Source organism: Pseudomonas sp. RGB, from assembly GCF_007713445.1.
Classification (GTDB): domain Bacteria; phylum Pseudomonadota; class Gammaproteobacteria; order Pseudomonadales; family Pseudomonadaceae; genus Aquipseudomonas.
Map to the genome: position 1 here is coordinate 14,836 of NZ_VMSH01000020.1, position 19,162 is coordinate 33,997.

The window sequence follows — 19,162 nt, forward strand, 5'->3', positions numbered from 1 at the left end:
TAAACCCGCCTCCACAGTGTTATCAGAAATCAATATTCCCAGAACATCCGTTGCAGCTCTTTGCTGTCTTGGGTCTTGGTCAGCGCAACCATCGCCAGGATCCGCGCTTTCTGCGGGTTCAGGTCATGGGCAACCACCCAGTCGTACTTGTCGTCAGGCTGTTCGGCGTTACGCAGCACGAAACCGCCGGCGTTCACGTGGGACGAGCGAATGATCTGCACCCCTTGTTTGCGCAGTTCCTGCAGGGCAGGGACGACCTTGGAAGACACCGAACCATTGCCAGTGCCGGCATGGATGATGGCTTTGGCGCCAGCCTGAGCCAGGGCCTTGACGGCGGTGTCGCTCACATTGCCGTAGCCATAAGCGATTTCAACGTCCGGCAGGCTTTTAATGGTTTTGATATCGAATTCAGAATCCAGGGTGTGGCGCTTGGCCGGCAGGCGGAACCAATAGGATTTGCCTTCAACCACCATGCCCAATGGCCCCCATGGGCTCTTGAACGCTTCGGTCTTGATATTGATCATCTTGCTGACGTCACGACCCGACTGGATCTCATCGTTCATGGTGACCAGCACGCCCTTGCCGTGTGCATCCTTGCTGCCGGCGACGGCGACGGCGTTGTACAGGTTGAGCATGCCGTCCGCCGACATGGCGGTGCCCGGACGCATCGAGCCGACCACCACGATTGGCTTGTCGGTTTTTTCCACCAGGTTAAGGAAGTAGGCGGTTTCTTCGAGGGTGTCGGTACCGTGCGTAATCACGATGCCGTCGACGTCCTTGCTGTCGGCCAGTTCGGCAACGCGGCGACCCAGTTGCAGCAGGTTTTCATTGTTGATGCTTTCGGACGCAATTTGCATCACTTGCTCGCCGCGCACATTGGCAATCTGGCTAAGCTCAGGAACACCAGCGATCAATTGCTCGATGCCGACCTTGGCCGCCTGATAAGTGGCGCTGTTGGCAGCGCTGGCGCCAGCGCCGGCAATAGTGCCGCCGGTGGCAAGAATCACCACATTGGACAGTTTGGTCTTGGTTTCAACTTCCTTTGCCTGAGCGGCAACGGGGAACAGCAGCAGGAGGGCGAGTGCGCCCGGAACAAAAGACTTCAGTGCAGATTTCATTATTTTTCTCTCTGGTTTTTGATGAGTGCGGTCGCAGGTTCATCTAGAACACCCGGGCGGTTCTGAACGCCACGAGGTGCCAGGAAAGAGCAGGATTTGTACCAAGCTGATTGTGTTCGTGCTTATAAATTAAGGTATTGATTTAAAACAATATTTACAGATATCTCAGAAGGCATGAAAAAGCACCCGTCCGGCTTTCCGAACGGGGAGGCAGTATCGTGTTCGGTTGTCCGAAAGCCATCAGGGCATATCGACGGGTTGCGTATGACATGAGTGTCACAGGCTGTCGTTTTAGAGAACGGGCGGGCGAGGGCGATGTTTAGTCACATCCACCGAATGGGGCGCAATGGCAGGTAGCAATGGGGTTGGATGAAAGGCGTTTTTCACCCGTTGACAAATCTCGACAAGGTTCTCATAGTTTGACTAACGCAAACGTTTGCGAGACGGTCTGCCGTGCAAGCGTTGCTCACAATAATCATAAGATCGGAGTGAACCCATGAAGCTGCCATTTGCTGGACGTCTTCTTGCTGTCGCTGTGCTTGCCGCTGCATCCGCTGCTCTGCCCCTTTCCTCTGCTTTTGCCGATGACGCCGCCGCCAAACCCAAGGTCGGCCTGGTGATGAAGTCCCTCGCCAACGAATTCTTCGTGACCATGCAGGACGGCGCCAAGAAGTATCAAAAAGACCACGCCGGTGATTTCGACATGATCACCAACGGGATCAAGAACGAAACCGATACCAGCGCGCAGATCGATATCGTCAACCAGATGATCCTCGCCAAAGTAAACGCTATTGTGATTGCTCCGGCTGATTCCAAGGCGTTGGTCACCGTGTTGAAGAAAGCTTCCGATGCGGGCATCAAGGTCGTCAACATCGACAACCGCCTTGATCCGGATGTATTGAAAAGCAAAAACCTCGATATTCCGTTCGTAGGCCCGGATAACCGTAAAGGCTCCAAGCTGGTCGGTGACTACCTGGCCAAGCAACTGGCCGCGGGTGACAAGGTCGGCATCATCGAAGGTGTCCCGACCACCACCAACGCGCAGCAGCGCACCGCAGGCTACAAGGACGCGATGGACGCAGCCGGCATGAAGATCGTCTCCACTCAGTCGGGCAACTGGGAAATCGACCAGGGTCAGAAAGTCGCCTCCGCCATGTTGAGCGAATACCCGGACCTCAAGGCACTGTTGGCGGGTAACGACAACATGGCCTTGGGCGCTGTCTCTGCCGTGCGCGCTGCGGGCAAAGCCGGCAAAGTGCTGGTCGTAGGCTACGACAACATCGAAGCCATCAAACCAATGCTGCAAGATGGCCGTGTGCTTGCGACCGCTGACCAGGCTGCCGCCCAGCAAGCCGTGTTCGGTATCCAGAACGCGCTCAAGCTGGTCAAGGGTGAGAAAGTCGATGCCAAAGACGGTGTGATCGAAACCCCGGTCGAACTCGTCCTCAAGAAGTAATCCTGGCAGCACCCAACAGCGCCCGCTCGTCCTGAGTGGGCGCCTGGAGATTTTCCTATGTCATCTTCCGCCCCGAACGCTGTCCTCTCGGTCAGCGGTATCGGCAAGACCTATGCCCAACCGGTTCTGTCCGACATCACCCTGACGCTCAATCGTGGGGAAGTGCTGGCGCTGACCGGTGAAAACGGCGCAGGTAAAAGTACGCTGTCGAAAATCATCGGCGGGCTGGTCACGCCGACCACCGGGCATATGCAGTTCAATGGTCAGGACTACCGTCCCGGCAGCCGCACCCAGGCTGAAGAGCTGGGCGTGCGCATGGTCATGCAGGAACTCAACCTGCTGCCAACGCTGACCGTGGCCGAAAACCTGTTTCTGGATAACCTGCCCAGCAAATGTGGCTGGATCAGCCGTAAGCAACTGCGCAAAGCCGCGATCGAAGCCATGGCCCAGGTCGGCCTGGATGCGATTGACCCCGACACGCTGGTCGGCACCTTGGGCATTGGCCATCAGCAAATGGTCGAAATCGCCCGCAACCTGATCGGCGACTGCCACGTACTGATTCTCGACGAACCCACGGCGATGCTTACCGCGCGCGAAGTCGAAATGCTCTTTGAACAAATCACTCGCCTGCAGGCTCGGGGCGTGGCGATCATTTATATTTCACACCGGCTCGAAGAGCTGGCCCGTGTTGCCCAGCGTATTGCGGTATTGCGCGACGGCAAACTGGTCTGCGTCGAGCCGATGGCCAATTACAACAGTGAGCAACTGGTCACCCTGATGGTCGGTCGCGAGCTGGGTGAACAGATCGATCTGGGCCCGCGCACTATTGGCGGCCCCGCCTTGACCGTGAAAGGGCTGACCCGCTCGGACAAGGTGCGTGATGTGTCCTTTGAAGTGCGCGCCGGTGAGATCTATGGCATCTCCGGCCTGATCGGCGCCGGCCGCACCGAGCTGTTGCGCCTGATCTTCGGCGCGGACCTGGCGGACAGCGGCACTGTCGCCTTGGGGTCGCCGGCTCAGGTGGTGAGCATTCGTTCCCCGGTGGATGCGGTGGGCCATGGCATTGCCCTGATCACCGAAGACCGCAAGGGCGAAGGCCTGCTGTTGACCCAGTCGATCAGCGCCAACATTGCTTTGGGCAACATGCCGGAAATTTCCGGCGGCGGCGTGGTGAACAGCCGCGACGAAACCGCCTTGGCCAAGCGCCAGATCGACGCCATGCGCATCCGCAGCTCCAGTCCTGCGCAGTTGGTGTCTGAGCTGTCGGGCGGTAACCAGCAGAAAGTCGTGATCGGCCGTTGGCTGGAGCGCGATTGCGCGGTGATGCTGTTCGATGAGCCGACCCGAGGCATCGACGTCGGCGCCAAGTTCGACATTTATGCCTTGCTCGGCGAATTGACGCGCCAGGGCAAAGCGCTGGTGGTGGTGTCCAGCGACCTGCGTGAGCTGATGCTGATCTGTGACCGCATCGGTGTGCTGTCCGCCGGGCGCCTGATCGAAACCTTCGAGCGCGACAGCTGGACCCAGGACGAATTGCTCGCCGCCGCTTTTGCCGGCTACCAAAAACGTGACGCGCTGCTCAACGATGCAGCGCTTAGGGATACCCCATGAAAACCACAACTTCCCCGGGTAAAACCGGCGGCAACTTCTACGGCCTGGGCACTTACCTGGGTCTGGCTGGCGCCTTGCTGGCGATGATCGCGCTGTTCTCAGTGTTGAGCGATCACTTCCTGTCCTATGACACCTTCAGCACCCTGGCCAACCAGATACCGGACTTGATGGTATTGGCGGTGGGCATGACGTTCATCCTGATTATCGGCGGCATCGACCTGTCGGTTGGCTCGGTGCTCGCATTGGCCGCGTCGGCGGTCAGTGTGGCGATTCTCGGCTGGGGCTGGAGCGTGCTGCCGGCAGCGTTGCTGGGCATGGGCTGTGCGGCAGTGGCAGGCACCATCACCGGCTCGATTACTGTGGCCTGGCGAATCCCCTCGTTTATTGTGTCCCTCGGCGTGCTGGAGATGGCGCGCGGCGTGGCGTACCAAATGACTGGCTCGCGTACCGCCTATATCGGTGATTCGTTTGCCTGGCTGTCGAACCCGATTGCCTTCGGAATTTCGCCGTCGTTCATCATTGCCTTGCTGGTGATCATTGCCGCTCAGTTGGTGTTGACGCGCACGGTGTTTGGTCGCTACCTGATCGGTATCGGCACCAACGAAGAGGCCGTGCGCCTGGCCGGGATCAATCCCAAGCCCTACAAAATCCTGGTGTTCAGCCTGATGGGGCTGTTGGCCGGTGTGGCGGCACTGTTCCAGATTTCGCGCCTGGAAGCGGCGGACCCGAATGCCGGCTCCGGCCTGGAGCTACAGGTGATCGCCGCTGTGGTGATCGGCGGCACCAGCTTGATGGGCGGACGCGGTTCGGTTATCAGCACCTTTTTCGGCGTGTTGATCATTTCGGTACTGGCCGCTGGCCTGGCGCAGATCGGTGCTACGGAGCCCACCAAACGCATCATCACCGGTGCTGTGATCGTGATTGCCGTGGTCCTCGACACTTACCGCAGCCAGCGCGCCAGCCGGCGAGTCTGAACCATGGCGACGATCAAGGATGTGGCAGCGCTTGCGGGTATTTCCTACACCACCGTGTCCCATGTGGTGAACAAGACGCGGCCGGTGAGTGAGCCTGTACGGATCAAGGTCGAAGCGGCAATCAAGCAGCTCGATTATGTGCCCAGTGCGGTCGCGCGATCGCTCAAGGCCAAGACCACCGCCACCATCGGCCTGTTGGTGCCGAACAGCCTCAACCCGTATTTTGCCGAGTTGGCCCGCGGGATCGAGGATTACTGCGAGCGTAATGGCTATTGCGTGATCCTCTGCAACTCCGATGACAACGCTGAAAAACAGCGCAGCTACTTGCGCGTGTTGCTCGAAAAGCGCATCGACGGCTTGATCGTGACCTCGGTAGGGGGCGACGACAGTGGCCTTGCCGCTGGCTTGAGCGCGGTGCGCACGCCCATGGTGATCGTCGACCGTGCGCTGGATGGCATCGATGTCGATCTGGTGCGCATCGACCACGAGGAGGGCGCCTACCTGGCGACCCGGCACTTGCTTGAACTCGGTCACCGCGACATCGCCTGCATTGGTGGCCCCGGCCACACCCGCGTGGCGCAAATGCGTCTGGCGGGGTATCACCGGGCGCTGCGTGAGGCGGGCGTGCAAGTGGCGGCCAATCGCACTCAAGAGAGCGATTTCACCAGCATCGGCGGGTATGCCGCAGCCGTGCAGTTGCTGTCGGACAATCCGCCGAGCGCGATCTTTGCCAGTAACGATATGATCGGTTTCGGCGTGTTGCGCGCTGCGGCAGAGCGCAATATTCGCGTGCCCGGCGAATTGTCGGTGATTGGTTTCGATGATATTCAAATGGGCCGTTACGTGTACCCGGCGCTGACCACGGTCGGGCAGTCGATCGTGCAACTGGGCGAAACGGCGGCCGAGCTTTTGCTGCGAAGAATTGCAACCCCCCAACTGCCGATCGATCAACGTATCGTGACGCCGAGTATTGTTTTGCGTGAGTCGACGGCGCCGGTCGCCGGTGTGTTCGCCCAATACCGCTGAACCGAATTGATGAGTACTGATGTATGCCAGCAAAAGTAGTGGTAATAGGCAGCTTGAACATGGACCTGGTCACCCGCGCCAGTCGGTTGCCGCGTGCCGGTGAAACCCTGATCGGCCAAACGTTCTCTACCGTCCCCGGCGGCAAGGGCGCCAACCAGGCAGTGGCTGCTGCGCGTCTGGGCGCTGATGTGGCGATGGTCGGCTGTGTCGGCACTGATGCCTACGGCGCTCAATTGCGTGATGCGCTGGTGGTGGAGGGCATTGATTGTCAGGCCGTGAGCACGGTAGACGGCTCCAGCGGCGTGGCGTTGATTGTGGTGGATGACAGCAGCCAGAACGCAATTGTGATCGTGGCCGGTGGCAACGGTGCGCTGACGCCAGCCTCGTTGCAACGGGCTGACGCAGTGTTGCAGGCCGCCGACGTCATCGTCTGCCAGCTGGAATCGCCGATGGACACGGTAGGCCAGGCCCTCAAGCGCGGACGTGAACTGGGCAAGACGGTGATCCTCAATCCGGCACCCGCCAGCGGCCCTTTGCCGGCCGAATGGTATGCCTCGATTGACTACCTGATTCCCAATGAAAGTGAAGCCGCCGCCTTGAGCGGCGTGACGGTCGACTCTCTCGACAGTGCCAAGGTCGCTGCGACGCAGTTGATCAAGGCAGGCGCGGGCAAGGTCATCATCACCCTCGGTGCCCAGGGCGCATTGTTTGCCGATGGCCAAGGCTTTGAGCATCTGGTGGCGCCGAAGGTCAAAGCGGTGGACACCACGGCGGCGGGCGACACCTTTGTCGGCGGGTTTGCCGCCGCGCTCGCCAATGGCAAGAGCGAAGCCGAGGCCATCCGCTTTGGTCAGGTGGCCGCAGCGCTGTCTGTGACTCGCGCCGGTGCGCAACCCTCTATTCCCACGCTGCACGACGTTCAAGGTTTTGTGCCCTCATGAAAAAGACACCGCTGCTCAATATTGCCCTGTCGCGTGTCATTGCGTCTCTCGGTCACGGTGACGTCCTGGTGATCGGCGATGCCGGCTTGCCCGTGCCGCCGGGTGTCGAGCTGATCGACCTGGCGCTGACCCAAGGTATTCCTGACTTCATCAGCACCCTGCGCATTGTGCTCAGCGAGATGCAGGTGGAAAGCCACGTGCTGGCCGAAGAAATCCTGCTCAAGCAACCGCCTGCACTCACTGCGCTCAACACCCTGACCGAGCAGGCAGCCCTGGGCGAGCGACGCCTGGTCAGTCACGAAGAATTCAAGCAACTGAGCCGCAAGGCTCGCGCCGTCGTGCGCACCGGCGAGTGCCAGCCTTATTGCAATATCGCGCTGGTGTCCGGCGTAACCTTCTAGAGATTTCCTACGACAAGGAGTGTTTCATGCAACGTGGTCTTCCATCCCTGAAAAACCTGTTTCGGAGTGTCCTGCTTTTGTCCGCGCTCACAGCAGCCAGCGCCCACGCGGCGGAAAAAATCGACCTGATCATCGACACCGACCCGGGTGCTGACGATGTAGTGGCCTTGCTGTTTGCAATGGCCTCTCCACAGGAATTGAATATTCGTGCGCTGACCACCGTCGCCGGTAACGTGCGCCTCGACAAAACCTCCCGCAATGCGCGCCTGGCCCGCGAATGGGCGGGGCGTGAGGATATTCCAGTGTACGCAGGGGCGCCAAAACCGATGCTGCGCACGCCGATCTACGCCGAGAATATTCACGGTAAAGAGGGTATTTCGGGCGTTACCGTGCACGAGCCGAAAAAAGGCCTGGCCGAAGGCAATGCCGTTGATTACCTGATCAAGACCCTAAGCACCGCCAAGCCCCACAGCATCACCATCGCCATGCTCGGCCCACAGACCAACCTGGCGCTGGCGTTGACCCAGGCTCCGGAAATCACCCAAGGCATCAAGGAAGTGGTGGTGATGGGCGGTGCGCACTTCAACGGCGGCAATATCACGCCGGTGGCCGAATTCAACTTGTTTGCCGACCCTATTGCGGCTGAGGTCGTGCTCAAAAGCGGCGTCAAGTTGACCTACCTGCCACTGGACGTCACCCACAAGGTGTTGACCAGTGAAGCGCGCCTCAAGCAAATCGCCGATATCAACAACAACGCGAGCAAGGTCGTCGGCGATATTCTGAATGAATACGTCAAAGGCGATATGGAGCACTACGGCATTCCAGGCGGCCCGGTTCACGATGCCACCGTTATTGCCTACCTGCTCAAACCTGAGTTGTTCAGCGGCCGTGAAGTTAATGTGGTGGTGGATAGCCGTGAAGGCCCGACCTTCGGCCAGACCATCGTCGATTGGTACGATGGCCTGAAGCAGCCGAAGAATGCCTTCTGGGTCGAGAACGGCGATGCTCAGGGCTTCTTCAATCTGCTGACCGAGCGTCTGGCGCGTCTGAAGTAATGTGTGTGCCGGTCGGCGTTCGTCGGCCGGTTCTTATTCGCGCTCGGGGTTGTGTGCGCCCATGTGATCGGCCGGGTATTTTTCGAATACCTGGCCGATGAAGGCTTGTGCAGCCTGAGTGCCGAGTTCCTTGACCAGCAGGTCGATTCCGATGATTGCCAACTCCTCCGGGCTTCCGGGGCTGTAGGAACTTTGTCCTTGGGGCCACTTGGCTTTGATGTCGGCTTGGAGGGTAACAGTGGTCATGGGTGTCTCGCGGAGTTGGAAGTACTGGGCAGTGCGCTGAAACGCGGCTTTTACCGGCGCAGTTAACCATTTTTGGGTGGCGTTTGGCACTGCTACTTAGGCATGAGGCATGTGCTGTGCGACACTGTGGCCCTGTTTAATTGCCGGGGAACGCCAGGTGCAGATCGATTTGAACAACCCCGAGAACCTGACGCTGGAAGCTGTTCGTCAGCTGCTGGCCAGCGCCAGCGATGACCAGCATACCCAGCTGCGGGTAACCAAGGCCGGGATTGCCTACATTTCGTCAGGCGTGGTGGGCGGCACTGATATCGCCGGCTTGCTGTTTCGCCTTGAGACCTGGGCCAAAGGCTCCGGTTATGTCGGTAACGTAGCGGCCAGTGATGAGGTCTGGGTCATGCAGATATTCAATGCGCTCAAGCAGAACTGGCCGAAGCCGCCGTTCGACTACATCGACATCTACTGAATACATTCATATCTGGTGACGATTGACCGAGCGAATGCTCGGTCTGAGTCAGGCAGACTTGCCTGCGGGCGATTCACGTCTTGAAACCAATCCCCCAGATCGCTGTCGCACGATCTCTGTCCATTTTTATCATAGGAGGCTCCATGCCTTGGAAGCTCGCATCATTCGGTACTTTGTTGGCAGCATTCGCGTTGGCGGGTTGCAGCACCCCGGGTACCACTGAGCCAGCCAAAGACGCCGCCGTGGCCGATGCCGGTCATAGCCGCTGTGAGGCGAAGGCCGCCGAGTTCGCGATCGGCCAGAAAGCCTCGCCCCAGTTGCTGGAGCAGGCGCGTACACGTGCCGGTGCGCAGAACGCACGTATCCTCAAGCCTAATGACATGATCACCCTGGAATACCGCTCCGACCGCCTGAACCTGAACACCGATGACAATCTGGTGATCACGCGAGTCAACTGCGGCTAAGAACCTCGGCACTTTTGTAGCGCCCATAAAAAACCCCGTCGCATGGACGGGGTTTTTTTAGCTCAGCGGAGAATTACTCGCCGCGAACCTGTGCAGCTTGCATACCCTTTTGGCCTTTCTCAGCCACGAAGGAAACGGTTTGGCCTTCTTTCAGGCTTTTGAAACCGTCGCTTTCGATAGCTTTGAAGTGTACGAACAGGTCGTCACCGCCACCTTGAGGAGTGATGAAGCCGAAGCCTTTTTCATCGTTGAACCATTTAACGGTGCCGGTTTGGCGATTAGACATGGTGTATCTCCAAGAAACATATATTTTCAGTAGTGCTGTGCTGCTCAGGCCAACTGGGCACACTTGGCTATCATAGTCGAAATGTTCGACTTGGGAGCCCCCCCAAGGCATTGTTTGCTAATCAATAGCGTTGCATTTGCTGCCTGGGCTGGCTGAAAGCCCCGATTTACGGGGCTTTGGTGCGAAATATCAGCTGTTAAAAAAAGCCGTAAAAGCTGCGTAATTTGTGCGAAATGGCAGTTTTCAGGCTGTTTTTTCAGCGCGACGGCCGTCTGATCAGTGGTCGTTCTGATTATTTCTTCACGACTTTGCAGGACGAAATAGCCGCGACAGCTTTGTTCTTAAGCGCCGGATCTGCGTTCTGGTTGGTCATGAGCTCCTTGATCTCTGCGGTGCTCAATTCGGCGTTGATCTTGTCAGCGCCACATTCGCAATGGTCTTTGGCAGTTTTGGCGTCCACGCTTTGCTGGGCTGCCGAGCTGCAATCTTTGATGAAGTTGTCGCGAGCGCCGGTTGGCCAGTTCGATGGGGCGGCTGCCTGGGCGCCGAGCGACAGGAAGGCCAGGGAAGCAGCGAGAGCGAGGGTCGAGGTGAAACGCATCATGTGGATGCTCCTTTGGGTCGAGGACGAACAGCGATTCTCGGTGTGTTTGAGGCATGGCGTACAGCTCAAGTTCACTTTTGCACCTATAAAGCCTCGAATTTGTCTTTCAGAAAGGCGGCGCCAGCACGATGACCGTTCATCTGTGCTAGCATCCTCGGCCTGGCTATTTCCAGGCGTGCCAAATTGCCGCCTTGCCATGTTCTTTTTAGCTCACTCCAGTCACTCTGGTTCGATTATCGGTTGGCCGAAAGGCTCCTGCCGCTGTAAGGCAGGCGTTCATCATTGAACGGCCTGGTGTTGGATCTTGTACTGGCTCATCCCAACCCACGTGACCTTTGGTAGGGGTCACCACTAGGAGAGGAGGCGCCATGCCAACTATTACTCTTCCCGACGGCAGTCAACGTTCATTCGATCATTCGGTATCCGTAGCCGAGGTCGCCGCTTCTATCGGTGCAGGCCTGGCCAAGGCCACCGTAGCCGGCAAAGTCGACGGCAAGCTGGTTGACGCCAGCGACCTGATCACCAGCGACGCCAGCCTGCAAATCATCACGCCCAAGGATCAAGAGGGGCTGGAGATCATTCGCCACTCTTGCGCGCACCTGATTGGCCATGCGGTCAAACAGCTGTACCCCACCGCAAAAATGGTGATCGGTCCGGTTATCGATGAAGGCTTCTATTACGATATCGCCTACGAGCGTCCTTTCACTCCGGACGACCTGGCCGCTATCGAAGCGCGCATGCACGCGCTGATCGAAAAAGATTACGACGTAATCAAGAAGGTCACGCCGCGCGCCGAGGTGATCGACGTGTTCACCGCGCGTGGCGAAGACTACAAGCTGCGTCTGGTGGAAGACATGCCGGACGAGCAGGCGATGGGCCTGTACTACCACGAAGAATACGTCGACATGTGCCGTGGCCCGCACGTGCCGAATACGCGCTTCCTCAAGTCGTTCAAGCTGACCAAGCTGTCCGGCGCTTACTGGCGCGGCGATGCAAAGAACGAGCAACTGCAGCGTATCTACGGCACTGCCTGGGCTGACAAAAAGCAGCTGGCGGCCTACATCCAGCGCATTGAAGAAGCCGAAAAACGCGACCACCGCAAGATTGGCAAGCGCCTGAACCTGTTCCACCTTCAGGAAGAAGCGCCTGGGATGGTGTTCTGGCACCCGAACGGCTGGACCCTGTACCAGGTGCTTGAGCAGTACATGCGCAAGGTTCAGCGCGAAAACGGCTACCTGGAGATCAAGACTCCGCAGGTCGTTGACCGCAGCCTGTGGGAAAAGTCCGGGCACTGGGCCAACTACGCCGACAACATGTTCACCACTCAGTCGGAAAACCGCGACTACGCCATCAAGCCGATGAACTGCCCATGCCACGTGCAGGTGTTCAACCAGGGCCTGAAAAGCTACCGCGAGTTGCCGATGCGTCTGGCCGAGTTTGGTGCCTGCCACCGTAACGAGCCATCGGGTGCGCTGCACGGCATCATGCGCGTGCGCGGCTTTACTCAGGACGATGCACACATCTTCTGCACCGAAGAGCAGATGCAGGCTGAATCCGCCGCGTTCATCAAGCTGACCATGGACGTTTATCGCGATTTCGGCTTCACCGAAGTCGAAATGAAGCTGTCCACTCGTCCGGAAAAACGCGTCGGCTCCGACGAGCTGTGGGATCGCGCCGAAGCTGCACTGGCCGCAGCCCTAGACAGCGCGGGCCTTGCGTACGATCTGCAGCCGGGTGAGGGCGCCTTCTACGGTCCGAAAATCGAGTTCTCGCTGAAAGATTGTCTTGGTCGTGTCTGGCAATGTGGTACTTTGCAGCTCGATTTTAACCTGCCGATCCGTTTGGGAGCCGAATACGTCTCCGAAGACAACAGCCGGAAACACCCGGTTATGTTGCACCGAGCGATCCTTGGTTCGTTCGAACGGTTTGTCGGAATCCTGATCGAGCACTACGAGGGTGCGTTCCCTGCGTGGCTTGCTCCGACCCAGGCAGTGATCATGAATATCACTGATAAACAGGCAGATTTTGCGGCTGAAGTTGAAAAAACTCTCAACGAAAGCGGATTTCGTGCCAAGTCCGACTTGAGAAATGAAAAGATCGGCTTTAAAATCCGCGAGCATACTTTGCTCAAGGTTCCCTATCTTTTGGTTATCGGAGATCGGGAAGTCGAGATGCAGACTGTCGCTGTGCGTACTCGTGAAGGTGCTGACCTGGGCTCGATGCCCGTCGCCCAGTTCGCTGAGTTCCTCGCGCAAGCGGTTTCCCGGCGTGGTCGCCCAGATTCGGAGTAATTATTATTAAGCGTGAAATGAGACAAGATAAACGAGCTGCACCGAAAGCCCCGATCAACGAGAATATCTCGGCACGCGAGGTTCGGTTAATTGGCGCTGACGGCGAGCAGATTGGCATCGTCTCGATTGATGAAGCGCTTCGTATTGCTGAAGAGTCCAAATTGGACCTGGTGGAAATCTCCGCCGATGCAATCCCACCCGTTTGCCGGGTGATGGACTACGGCAAGTCGATCTTCGAGAAGAAGAAGCAGGTTGCCGCAGCGAAGAAGAACCAGAAGCAGATTCAAGTAAAAGAAATCAAGTTTCGTCCAGGGACGGAGGAAGGGGATTACCAGGTAAAACTGCGCAACCTGGTACGTTTCCTGAGTGATGGGGACAGGGCCAAGGTATCCTTGCGATTCCGCGGCCGTGAGATGGCCCACCAGGAGCTGGGGATGGAACTCCTCAAGCGGGTTGAAGCTGACCTGCTGGAGTACGGTTCCGTCGAGCAGCATCCTAAGATGGAAGGACGCCAGCTGATTATGGTCATCGCCCCGAAAAAGAAGAAGTAATCAACAGGGCACGGCAGGCCTTCTGATTATGTTTATCAACTGAATGCGGAGTATCCGAACATGCCAAAGATGAAGACTAAAAGTGGTGCTGCTAAGCGGTTTCTGAAAACTGCTAACGGTATCAAGCACAAGCACGCTTTCAAGAGCCACATCCTGACCAAAATGTCGACCAAGCGTAAGCGTCAACTGCGCGGTAGCAGCTTGCTGCATCCGTCTGACGTGGCAAAAGTCGAGCGCATGCTGCGCCTTCGTTAATTTTTGGATCAAGACTAGAGGAAGTAACTCATGGCTCGTGTAAAGCGTGGCGTCATTGCCCGTAAACGTCACAAAAAAATTCTGAAACTCGCTAAAGGCTACTACGGCGCACGCTCACGCGTATTCCGTGTTGCCAAGCAAGCGGTAATCAAGGCAGGCCAATACGCCTACCGTGACCGTCGTCAGAAAAAACGTCAGTTCCGCGCTCTGTGGATCGCTCGTATCAATGCTGGTGCTCGTGTTAACGGTCTGTCCTACAGCCGTTTCATCGCTGGCCTGAAAAAAGCGTCCATCGAAATCGACCGTAAGGTTCTGGCTGAACTGGCCGTGAACGATAAAGCGGTGTTTGCTGCGATTGTCGAGAAAGCTAAAGCCACCTTGGCTTAAGTACCCCCGACAGTCACCCTGGGCTGCTCCTGCAGCTCAAGGTGGTAAACGTCATAAATAGGGGAAGAGCCTTCAAGCTCTTCCCCTATTTTGTATCTGGAGTCTGTACATGGAAAACCTGGACGCGCTCGTCGCTCAAGCCCTTGAGGCTGTGCAAAGCGCTGAAGATGTAAATGCCCTGGAGCAAATCCGGGTTCACTACCTTGGCAAGAAAGGTGAATTGACTCAGGTGATGAAGACCCTGGGGAATTTGCCGGCTGAAGAGCGTCCGCAAGTCGGTGCGCTGATCAACGTTGCCAAGGAGCGTGTCACAGAGGTTCTCAATGCGCGCAAGGCGTCGCTCGAGGAGGCCGATCTTGCGGCCAAACTCGCCGCCGAGTCCATTGACGTGACCCTGCCTGGCCGTGGCCAGGCCTCGGGCGGTCTGCATCCGATTACCCGGACTCTGGAGCGTATCGAGCAGTTCTTTACCCACATCGGCTACGGCATTGCCGAAGGCCCTGAGGTCGAAGACGACTATCACAACTTCGAGGCGCTCAACATCCCAGGCCATCACCCGGCCCGGTCGATGCACGACACCTTCTATTTCAACGCGAACATGCTGTTGCGCACTCATACCTCGCCGGTACAGGTCCGCACCATGGAAGCGACCAAGCCGCCGATCCGCATCGTCTGCCCAGGCCGTGTGTACCGTAGCGACTCGGATATCACCCACTCGCCGATGTTCCACCAGGTCGAAGGCCTGCTGGTTGATCGCGACATCAATTTTGCCGACCTCAAAGGCACCATCGAAGAATTCCTGCGGGTGTTCTTCGAGAAAGAGCTGGCGGTGCGTTTCCGTCCTTCGTTCTTCCCGTTCACCGAGCCGTCCGCTGAAGTCGACATGGAATGCGTGATGTGCAGCGGCAAAGGCTGCCGCGTCTGCAAACAGACCGGTTGGCTGGAAGTGATGGGCTGCGGCATGGTTCACCCTAACGTGCTGCGCATGTCCGGGATCGACCCGGAAGAGTTCTCGGGCTTTGCCTTCGGCATGGGCGTTGAGCGCCTGGCCATGCTGCGTTACGGCGTGAACGACTTGCGTCTGTTCTTCGACAACGACTTGCGGTTCCTCGCGCAATTTCGCTAGTCGTAACGAATCTTTAGGAGAGCAGGATGAAATTCAGTGAACAATGGCTGCGTGGCTGGGTAAGCCCGCAGGTAGATCGCGACGAGCTGGTTGCTCGTCTGTCGATGGCCGGTCTTGAGGTCGATAGCGTCACGCCGGCCGCCGGTGTTTTCAGCGGCGTCGTGGTGGGCGAGGTGCTGAGCACCGAGCAGCACCCGGATGCCGACAAATTGCGTGTGTGCCAGGTCAGTGACGGCGCGCAGACGTTTCAGGTCGTGTGCGGAGCGCCTAACGTGCGCCCGGGCCTGAAGATTCCGTTTGCCATGATCGGCGCCGAACTGCCGGGTGACTTCAAGATCAAGAAAGCCAAGCTGCGTGGCGTTGAATCCAACGGCATGCTGTGCTCCCAGGCTGAACTGCAAGTGGGCGAAGGCAACGACGGCCTGATGGAACTGCCGGCCGACGCGCCAGTGGGCCAGGACATCCGCGTTTACCTGGAACTCGAAGACGCCAGCATCGAGGTCGACCTGACTCCGAACCGTGGCGACTGTCTTTCCCTGGCCGGTCTGGCACGTGAAGTGGGTGCGTTGTATAACGTCCCGGTTACTCGTCCGGTGGTTGCCGCCGTGCCCGCTGTGCACGATGAAGTGCGCCCGATCGAGGTCTTGGCTCCCAACGCTTGCCCGCGTTACCTGGGCCGTGTGATTCGCAATGTCGACCTGTCCAAGCCAACCCCGCTGTGGATGGTTGAGCGCCTGCGCCGCGCCGACGTGCGCAGCATCGACGCTGCCGTCGACATCACCAACTACGTGATGCTGGAGCTGGGCCAACCGCTGCACGCGTTCGATCTCGCCGAAATCAACGGCGGCATTCGCGTCCGCATGGCCGAAGAAGGCGAGAAGCTGGTACTGCTCGACGGCCAGGAAGTGGCCCTGCGCGCCGACACCCTGGTGATCGCCGATCATTCCCGCGCCCTGGCCATTGCTGGCGTCATGGGCGGCGAGCACAGCGGTGTGTCCGCGACCACGCGTGATATTTTCCTTGAAAGTGCGTTCTTTGATCAGATCGCCATCGCTGGCAAAGCCCGTTCCTATGGCCTGCACACTGATGCTTCGCACCGCTATGAGCGTGGCGTGGACTGGAAGCTGGCCCGTGAAGCCATGGAGCGCGCCACTGGCCTGCTGCTGGAAATCACCGGCGGCGAAGCTGGCCCGATCACTGAAACCGTGAGCGAGCAGCACCTGCCATCCGTTGCACCGATCACTTTGCGCGCCAAGAGCGTCGAGCAAATGCTCGGCCTGGTAATCGAGCCGGCTCAGATCGAGCAACTGCTGTCGGCCCTCGGCCTGAGCATTGCCGCGAGCGCGGAAGGGCAGTGGCACGTCGAAGTGCCAAGCCATCGCTTCGATATCAGCCTGGAAGTTGACCTGATCGAAGAACTGGCCCGCCTGTACGGCTATAACCGTCTGCCGGTTCGCTACCCGCAAGCACGCCTGGCGCCGCAGCCTAAAGCTGAGGCCCGTGCGCACCTGCCGGAGCTGCGTCGCCTGCTGGTCGCCCGTGGCTACCAGGAAGCGGTGACCTACAGCTTCATCGATCCTAAACAGTTCGAGCTGTTCAACCCGGGCGTCGAGCCACTGCTGTTGGCTAACCCGATCTCGAACGACATGGCGGCCATGCGTTCGTCGTTGTGGCCGGGCCTGGTAAAGGCACTGTCCCACAACCTTAACCGTCAGCAAGACCGCGTGCGCATGTTCGAAAGCGGTCTGCGTTTTGTCGGCCAACTCGACGGCCTGAAACAAGAACCGATGCTGGCTGGCGTGGTGTGCGGCAGCCGCCTGCCTGAGGGCTGGGCCCAAGGCCGCGACGCCGTGGACTTCTTCGACGTCAAGGCTGACGTGGAAGCGGTATTGGGCTTTGCCGGCGCGCTTGACGATTTCACGTTCGTGCCGGGCAGCCACCCAGCGTTGCACCCAGGCCAGACTGCGCGTATCGAACGCGAAGGGCGCCTGGTGGGCTACGTAGGTGCCATCCACCCGGAGTTGTCGAAAACCCTCGATCTGGACCGTCCGGTATTCGTTTTTGAGCTGGTCTTGGCGGAAGTCGCGTCGGGCAAGATGCCTAAATTCAGCGAGTTGTCGCGCTTCCCTGAAGTGCGTCGTGACCTGGCCCTGATCGCCGATCGCGAAGTCGCCGCCACTGCCGTTCTGGATGTAATCCGTGAAAATGCAGGGGAATGGCTGACAGACCTCAGGCTATTTGACGTCTATCAGGGTAAAGGCATTGATCCGCATAGAAAAAGCCTTGCAGTTGGCTTGACCTGGCAGCATCCATCGCGCACTCTTAATGACGATGAGGTGAATACCACGACACAAAATATCCTCACCTCGCTTGAACAAAGGTTGAACGCCACGTTAAGGAAGTGACGTATGGGGGCTTTGACGAAAGCTGAGATGGCGGAACGTCTGTACGAAGAGCTGGGTCTGAACAAACGCGAAGCCAAGGAATTGGTCGAGCTGTTTTTTGAAGAAATCAGGCACGCTCTGGAAGACAACGAACAGGTCAAATTGTCCGGTTTCGGCAATTTTGACCTGCGGGACAAACGCCAGCGGCCTGGCCGCAATCCAAAAACGGGAGAAGAAATCCCGATCACGGCTCGCCGTGTGGTCACCTTTCGTCCAGGGCAGAAGTTGAAGGCCCGAGTTGAGGCTTATGCTGGAACCAAGTCATAACGACGAACTACCCGTCATCCCAGGCAAACGCTACTTCACCATTGGTGAAGTCAGCGAGCTCTGTGCGGTCAAGCCGCACGTGCTGCGCTATTGGGAGCAGGAGTTTCCTCAACTCAACCCCGTCAAACGCACCGGGAACCGTCGGTATTATCAGCGCCAGGATGTGCTGATGATCCGACAGATCCGTGCGTTGCTGTACGACCAGGGGTTCACCATCAGTGGCGCGCGCCAGCGCATGTCCGGTGATGAAGCCAAAGACGACACCACCCAATACAAGCAACTGATCCGCCAGATGATCTCCGAACTCGAAGATGTGCTGGTGGTTTTGAAGAAATAACGTCGGCTTTTAAAATACTTCCACATTTCAAAAGCTTGCGGTATATTCCGGATCGCTTCGTAGCGAAGCGAACCCAGTAACACGCCTAGTCGGGGCGTAGCGCAGTCCGGTAGCGCACTAGCATGGGGTGCTAGGGGTCGAGTGTTCGAATCACTCCGTCCCGACCATATAATTCAAAGGGTTGCGAGATTTTATCTCGCGACCCTTTTTTATTTTTTGTCGTTTTTACCCCTACAAAACGACTGGCTCTCAATGGAATTTCCGCCTTTTTCGAGCGCTTGAACATTGCGTTTTGAGCTAATCACGCTTCATATTTGCTACAGGAAAGCACTATCCGGTCGAGCGGATAGTTGAGGTGGATAATGCAGACTCGACACGTATAAACCTGACCTAGAAATTGTGTCGATCTCGTATAGGGCGTTGATAGCGCGCAATAAAAACCCGACACAAGGGTCGGGCTGCCTGTTTTTTTCGGGTCAGCCCCCAAATGAGAGGGAGTGGAGAGTTGCCCGGAAAAAGCAGAATAGCATCACGCCAAAGGTGGCTAATGGACCTCAAAAAAAATGGGGTGTAGTGGTCAACTAATTCCGGAGATAATGTTAAGTTTTCTCAGTCTGAGCGCGCGCCAGCCTGCCGTATTGCGAGCCCTGATTTGAGTCAAACAGCAGCCTTTAAGGCCTAGAACGTTGCTCGCAAGCCATGTCTAACGCCTTGATGACTAGATCCGCACCCGGCTGTTTGATAGTGCCCTACCCACAATTCGGCGTGGGTAGAGATCCAGAACGACAGCTAGGTAATGCCATTTCCCTCGGCCCAGACGGTGATGTCGCCACAACTTGTTTGGGGTCCGACATATCAA

Annotated in this window: 21 protein-coding genes, 1 tRNA gene and 1 pseudogene; 18 read left to right on the forward strand and 5 right to left on the reverse strand. The window is 57.8% G+C overall.

The genetic code is table 11. The features are described 5' to 3' along the window. Window positions 1–29: 29 nt before the first annotated feature. Entirely contained in the window at window positions 30–1,118 is a 1,089-nt protein-coding gene (locus tag FPT15_RS26920) for an asparaginase (protein ID WP_145165839.1), read from the reverse strand. Between the two features lie 496 nt (window positions 1,119–1,614). Between FPT15_RS26920 and FPT15_RS26925 the strand changes: the two genes are divergently transcribed. The 7 genes from FPT15_RS26925 to FPT15_RS26955 are packed head-to-tail and all read left to right on the forward strand — an operon-like array spanning window position 1,615 to window position 8,582. Continuing rightward, a complete protein-coding gene (locus tag FPT15_RS26925; protein ID WP_145165840.1) occupies window positions 1,615–2,574 on the forward strand; it encodes a sugar ABC transporter substrate-binding protein in 960 nt (319 codons plus the stop codon). 57 nt (window positions 2,575–2,631) lie between these two features. Further along, a complete protein-coding gene (locus FPT15_RS26930) occupies window positions 2,632–4,185 on the forward strand; it encodes a sugar ABC transporter ATP-binding protein (RefSeq protein WP_145165841.1) in 1,554 nt (517 codons plus the stop codon). Continuing rightward, a complete protein-coding gene (locus tag FPT15_RS26935) occupies window positions 4,182–5,159 on the forward strand; it encodes an ABC transporter permease (protein ID WP_145165842.1) in 978 nt (325 codons plus the stop codon). Before FPT15_RS26930 ends, FPT15_RS26935 begins: the two co-directional genes overlap by 4 nt. Window positions 5,160–5,162: 3 nt before the next feature. Further along, window positions 5,163–6,185, forward strand: coding sequence for a LacI family DNA-binding transcriptional regulator (locus FPT15_RS26940; protein ID WP_145165843.1), 1,023 nt, complete (start codon window positions 5,163–5,165; stop codon window positions 6,183–6,185). Between the two features lie 23 nt (window positions 6,186–6,208). Next, window positions 6,209–7,126: a ribokinase gene (gene rbsK, locus FPT15_RS26945; protein WP_145165844.1), complete on the forward strand. Its 918-nt coding sequence runs from the start codon at window positions 6,209–6,211 to the stop codon at window positions 7,124–7,126. Beyond that, window positions 7,123–7,527 (forward strand): D-ribose pyranase, encoded by a 405-nt coding sequence (gene rbsD / locus FPT15_RS26950; protein ID WP_145165845.1) that lies wholly within the window; start codon window positions 7,123–7,125, stop codon window positions 7,525–7,527. The genes rbsK and rbsD overlap by 4 nt, the downstream gene beginning before the upstream one ends. A 26-nt stretch (window positions 7,528–7,553) precedes the next feature. After that, a complete protein-coding gene (locus FPT15_RS26955; RefSeq protein ID WP_145165846.1) occupies window positions 7,554–8,582 on the forward strand; it encodes a nucleoside hydrolase in 1,029 nt (342 codons plus the stop codon). 33 nt (window positions 8,583–8,615) lie between these two features. Here the strand turns inward: FPT15_RS26955 and FPT15_RS26960 are convergent, their stop codons facing one another. Further along, entirely contained in the window at window positions 8,616–8,828 is a 213-nt protein-coding gene (locus FPT15_RS26960; RefSeq protein WP_032886978.1) for a hypothetical protein, read from the reverse strand. Window positions 8,829–8,985: 157 nt separating this feature from the next. Here FPT15_RS26960 and FPT15_RS26965 point away from each other — a divergent pair, with 157 nt between their 5' ends. Beyond that, a complete protein-coding gene (locus tag FPT15_RS26965; RefSeq protein ID WP_145165847.1) occupies window positions 8,986–9,291 on the forward strand; it encodes a hypothetical protein in 306 nt (101 codons plus the stop codon). 143 nt (window positions 9,292–9,434) lie between these two features. Then, window positions 9,435–9,755 carry an I78 family peptidase inhibitor gene (locus tag FPT15_RS26970; protein WP_145165848.1) on the forward strand — a complete coding sequence of 107 codons (321 nt, stop codon included), beginning with the start codon at window positions 9,435–9,437 and terminating at the stop codon, window positions 9,753–9,755. A gap of 73 nt (window positions 9,756–9,828) precedes the next feature. Here the strand turns inward: FPT15_RS26970 and FPT15_RS26975 are convergent, their stop codons facing one another. Beyond that, the gene (locus FPT15_RS26975) at window positions 9,829–10,041 is read right to left on the reverse strand and encodes a cold-shock protein (RefSeq protein ID WP_003234260.1); all 213 of its coding nucleotides are present in this window, start codon (window positions 10,039–10,041) and stop codon (window positions 9,829–9,831) included. 292 nt (window positions 10,042–10,333) lie between these two features. Beyond that, a complete protein-coding gene (locus tag FPT15_RS26980) occupies window positions 10,334–10,645 on the reverse strand; it encodes a hypothetical protein (RefSeq protein WP_106580537.1) in 312 nt (103 codons plus the stop codon). 368 nt (window positions 10,646–11,013) lie between these two features. Here FPT15_RS26980 and thrS point away from each other — a divergent pair, with 368 nt between their 5' ends. The 9 genes from thrS to FPT15_RS27025 all read left to right on the forward strand — a co-directional run bounded on the left by thrS (window position 11,014) and on the right by FPT15_RS27025 (window position 18,470). After that, entirely contained in the window at window positions 11,014–12,936 is a 1,923-nt protein-coding gene (gene thrS, locus FPT15_RS26985; RefSeq protein ID WP_119742672.1) for a threonine--tRNA ligase, read from the forward strand. After that, window positions 12,936–13,487 carry a translation initiation factor IF-3 gene (gene infC / locus FPT15_RS26990; RefSeq protein ID WP_015884933.1) on the forward strand — a complete coding sequence of 184 codons (552 nt, stop codon included), beginning with the start codon at window positions 12,936–12,938 and terminating at the stop codon, window positions 13,485–13,487. Before thrS ends, infC begins: the two co-directional genes overlap by 1 nt. A gap of 60 nt (window positions 13,488–13,547) precedes the next feature. Continuing rightward, on the forward strand, window positions 13,548–13,742 hold the full coding sequence (rpmI, locus tag FPT15_RS26995) for a 50S ribosomal protein L35 (RefSeq protein ID WP_002553160.1): 195 nt from the start codon (window positions 13,548–13,550) through the stop codon (window positions 13,740–13,742). Window positions 13,743–13,772: 30 nt separating this feature from the next. Further along, entirely contained in the window at window positions 13,773–14,129 is a 357-nt protein-coding gene (gene rplT, locus FPT15_RS27000; protein ID WP_053257052.1) for a 50S ribosomal protein L20, read from the forward strand. Between the two features lie 109 nt (window positions 14,130–14,238). Beyond that, window positions 14,239–15,255 (forward strand): phenylalanine--tRNA ligase subunit alpha, encoded by a 1,017-nt coding sequence (pheS, locus tag FPT15_RS27005; RefSeq protein WP_057721572.1) that lies wholly within the window; start codon window positions 14,239–14,241, stop codon window positions 15,253–15,255. Window positions 15,256–15,281: 26 nt separating this feature from the next. Further along, window positions 15,282–17,660 carry a phenylalanine--tRNA ligase subunit beta gene (gene pheT, locus FPT15_RS27010; protein WP_145165849.1) on the forward strand — a complete coding sequence of 793 codons (2,379 nt, stop codon included), beginning with the start codon at window positions 15,282–15,284 and terminating at the stop codon, window positions 17,658–17,660. A 3-nt stretch (window positions 17,661–17,663) separates the two neighbouring features. Beyond that, the gene (gene ihfA, locus FPT15_RS27015) at window positions 17,664–17,966 is read left to right on the forward strand and encodes an integration host factor subunit alpha (protein ID WP_002553164.1); all 303 of its coding nucleotides are present in this window, start codon (window positions 17,664–17,666) and stop codon (window positions 17,964–17,966) included. Further along, window positions 17,947–18,303 (forward strand): MerR family transcriptional regulator, encoded by a 357-nt coding sequence (locus FPT15_RS27020; protein WP_003174972.1) that lies wholly within the window; start codon window positions 17,947–17,949, stop codon window positions 18,301–18,303. The genes ihfA and FPT15_RS27020 overlap by 20 nt, the downstream gene beginning before the upstream one ends. 90 nt (window positions 18,304–18,393) lie before the next feature. After that, window positions 18,394–18,470: transfer RNA gene (locus tag FPT15_RS27025), tRNA-Pro, on the forward strand. A gap of 507 nt (window positions 18,471–18,977) precedes the next feature. Here FPT15_RS27025 and FPT15_RS30175 read toward each other — a convergent pair. Beyond that, window positions 18,978–19,146 (reverse strand): annotated as a pseudogene (locus FPT15_RS30175) (DDE-type integrase/transposase/recombinase); the annotation flags it as partial. Window positions 19,147–19,162 lie beyond the last annotated feature (16 nt).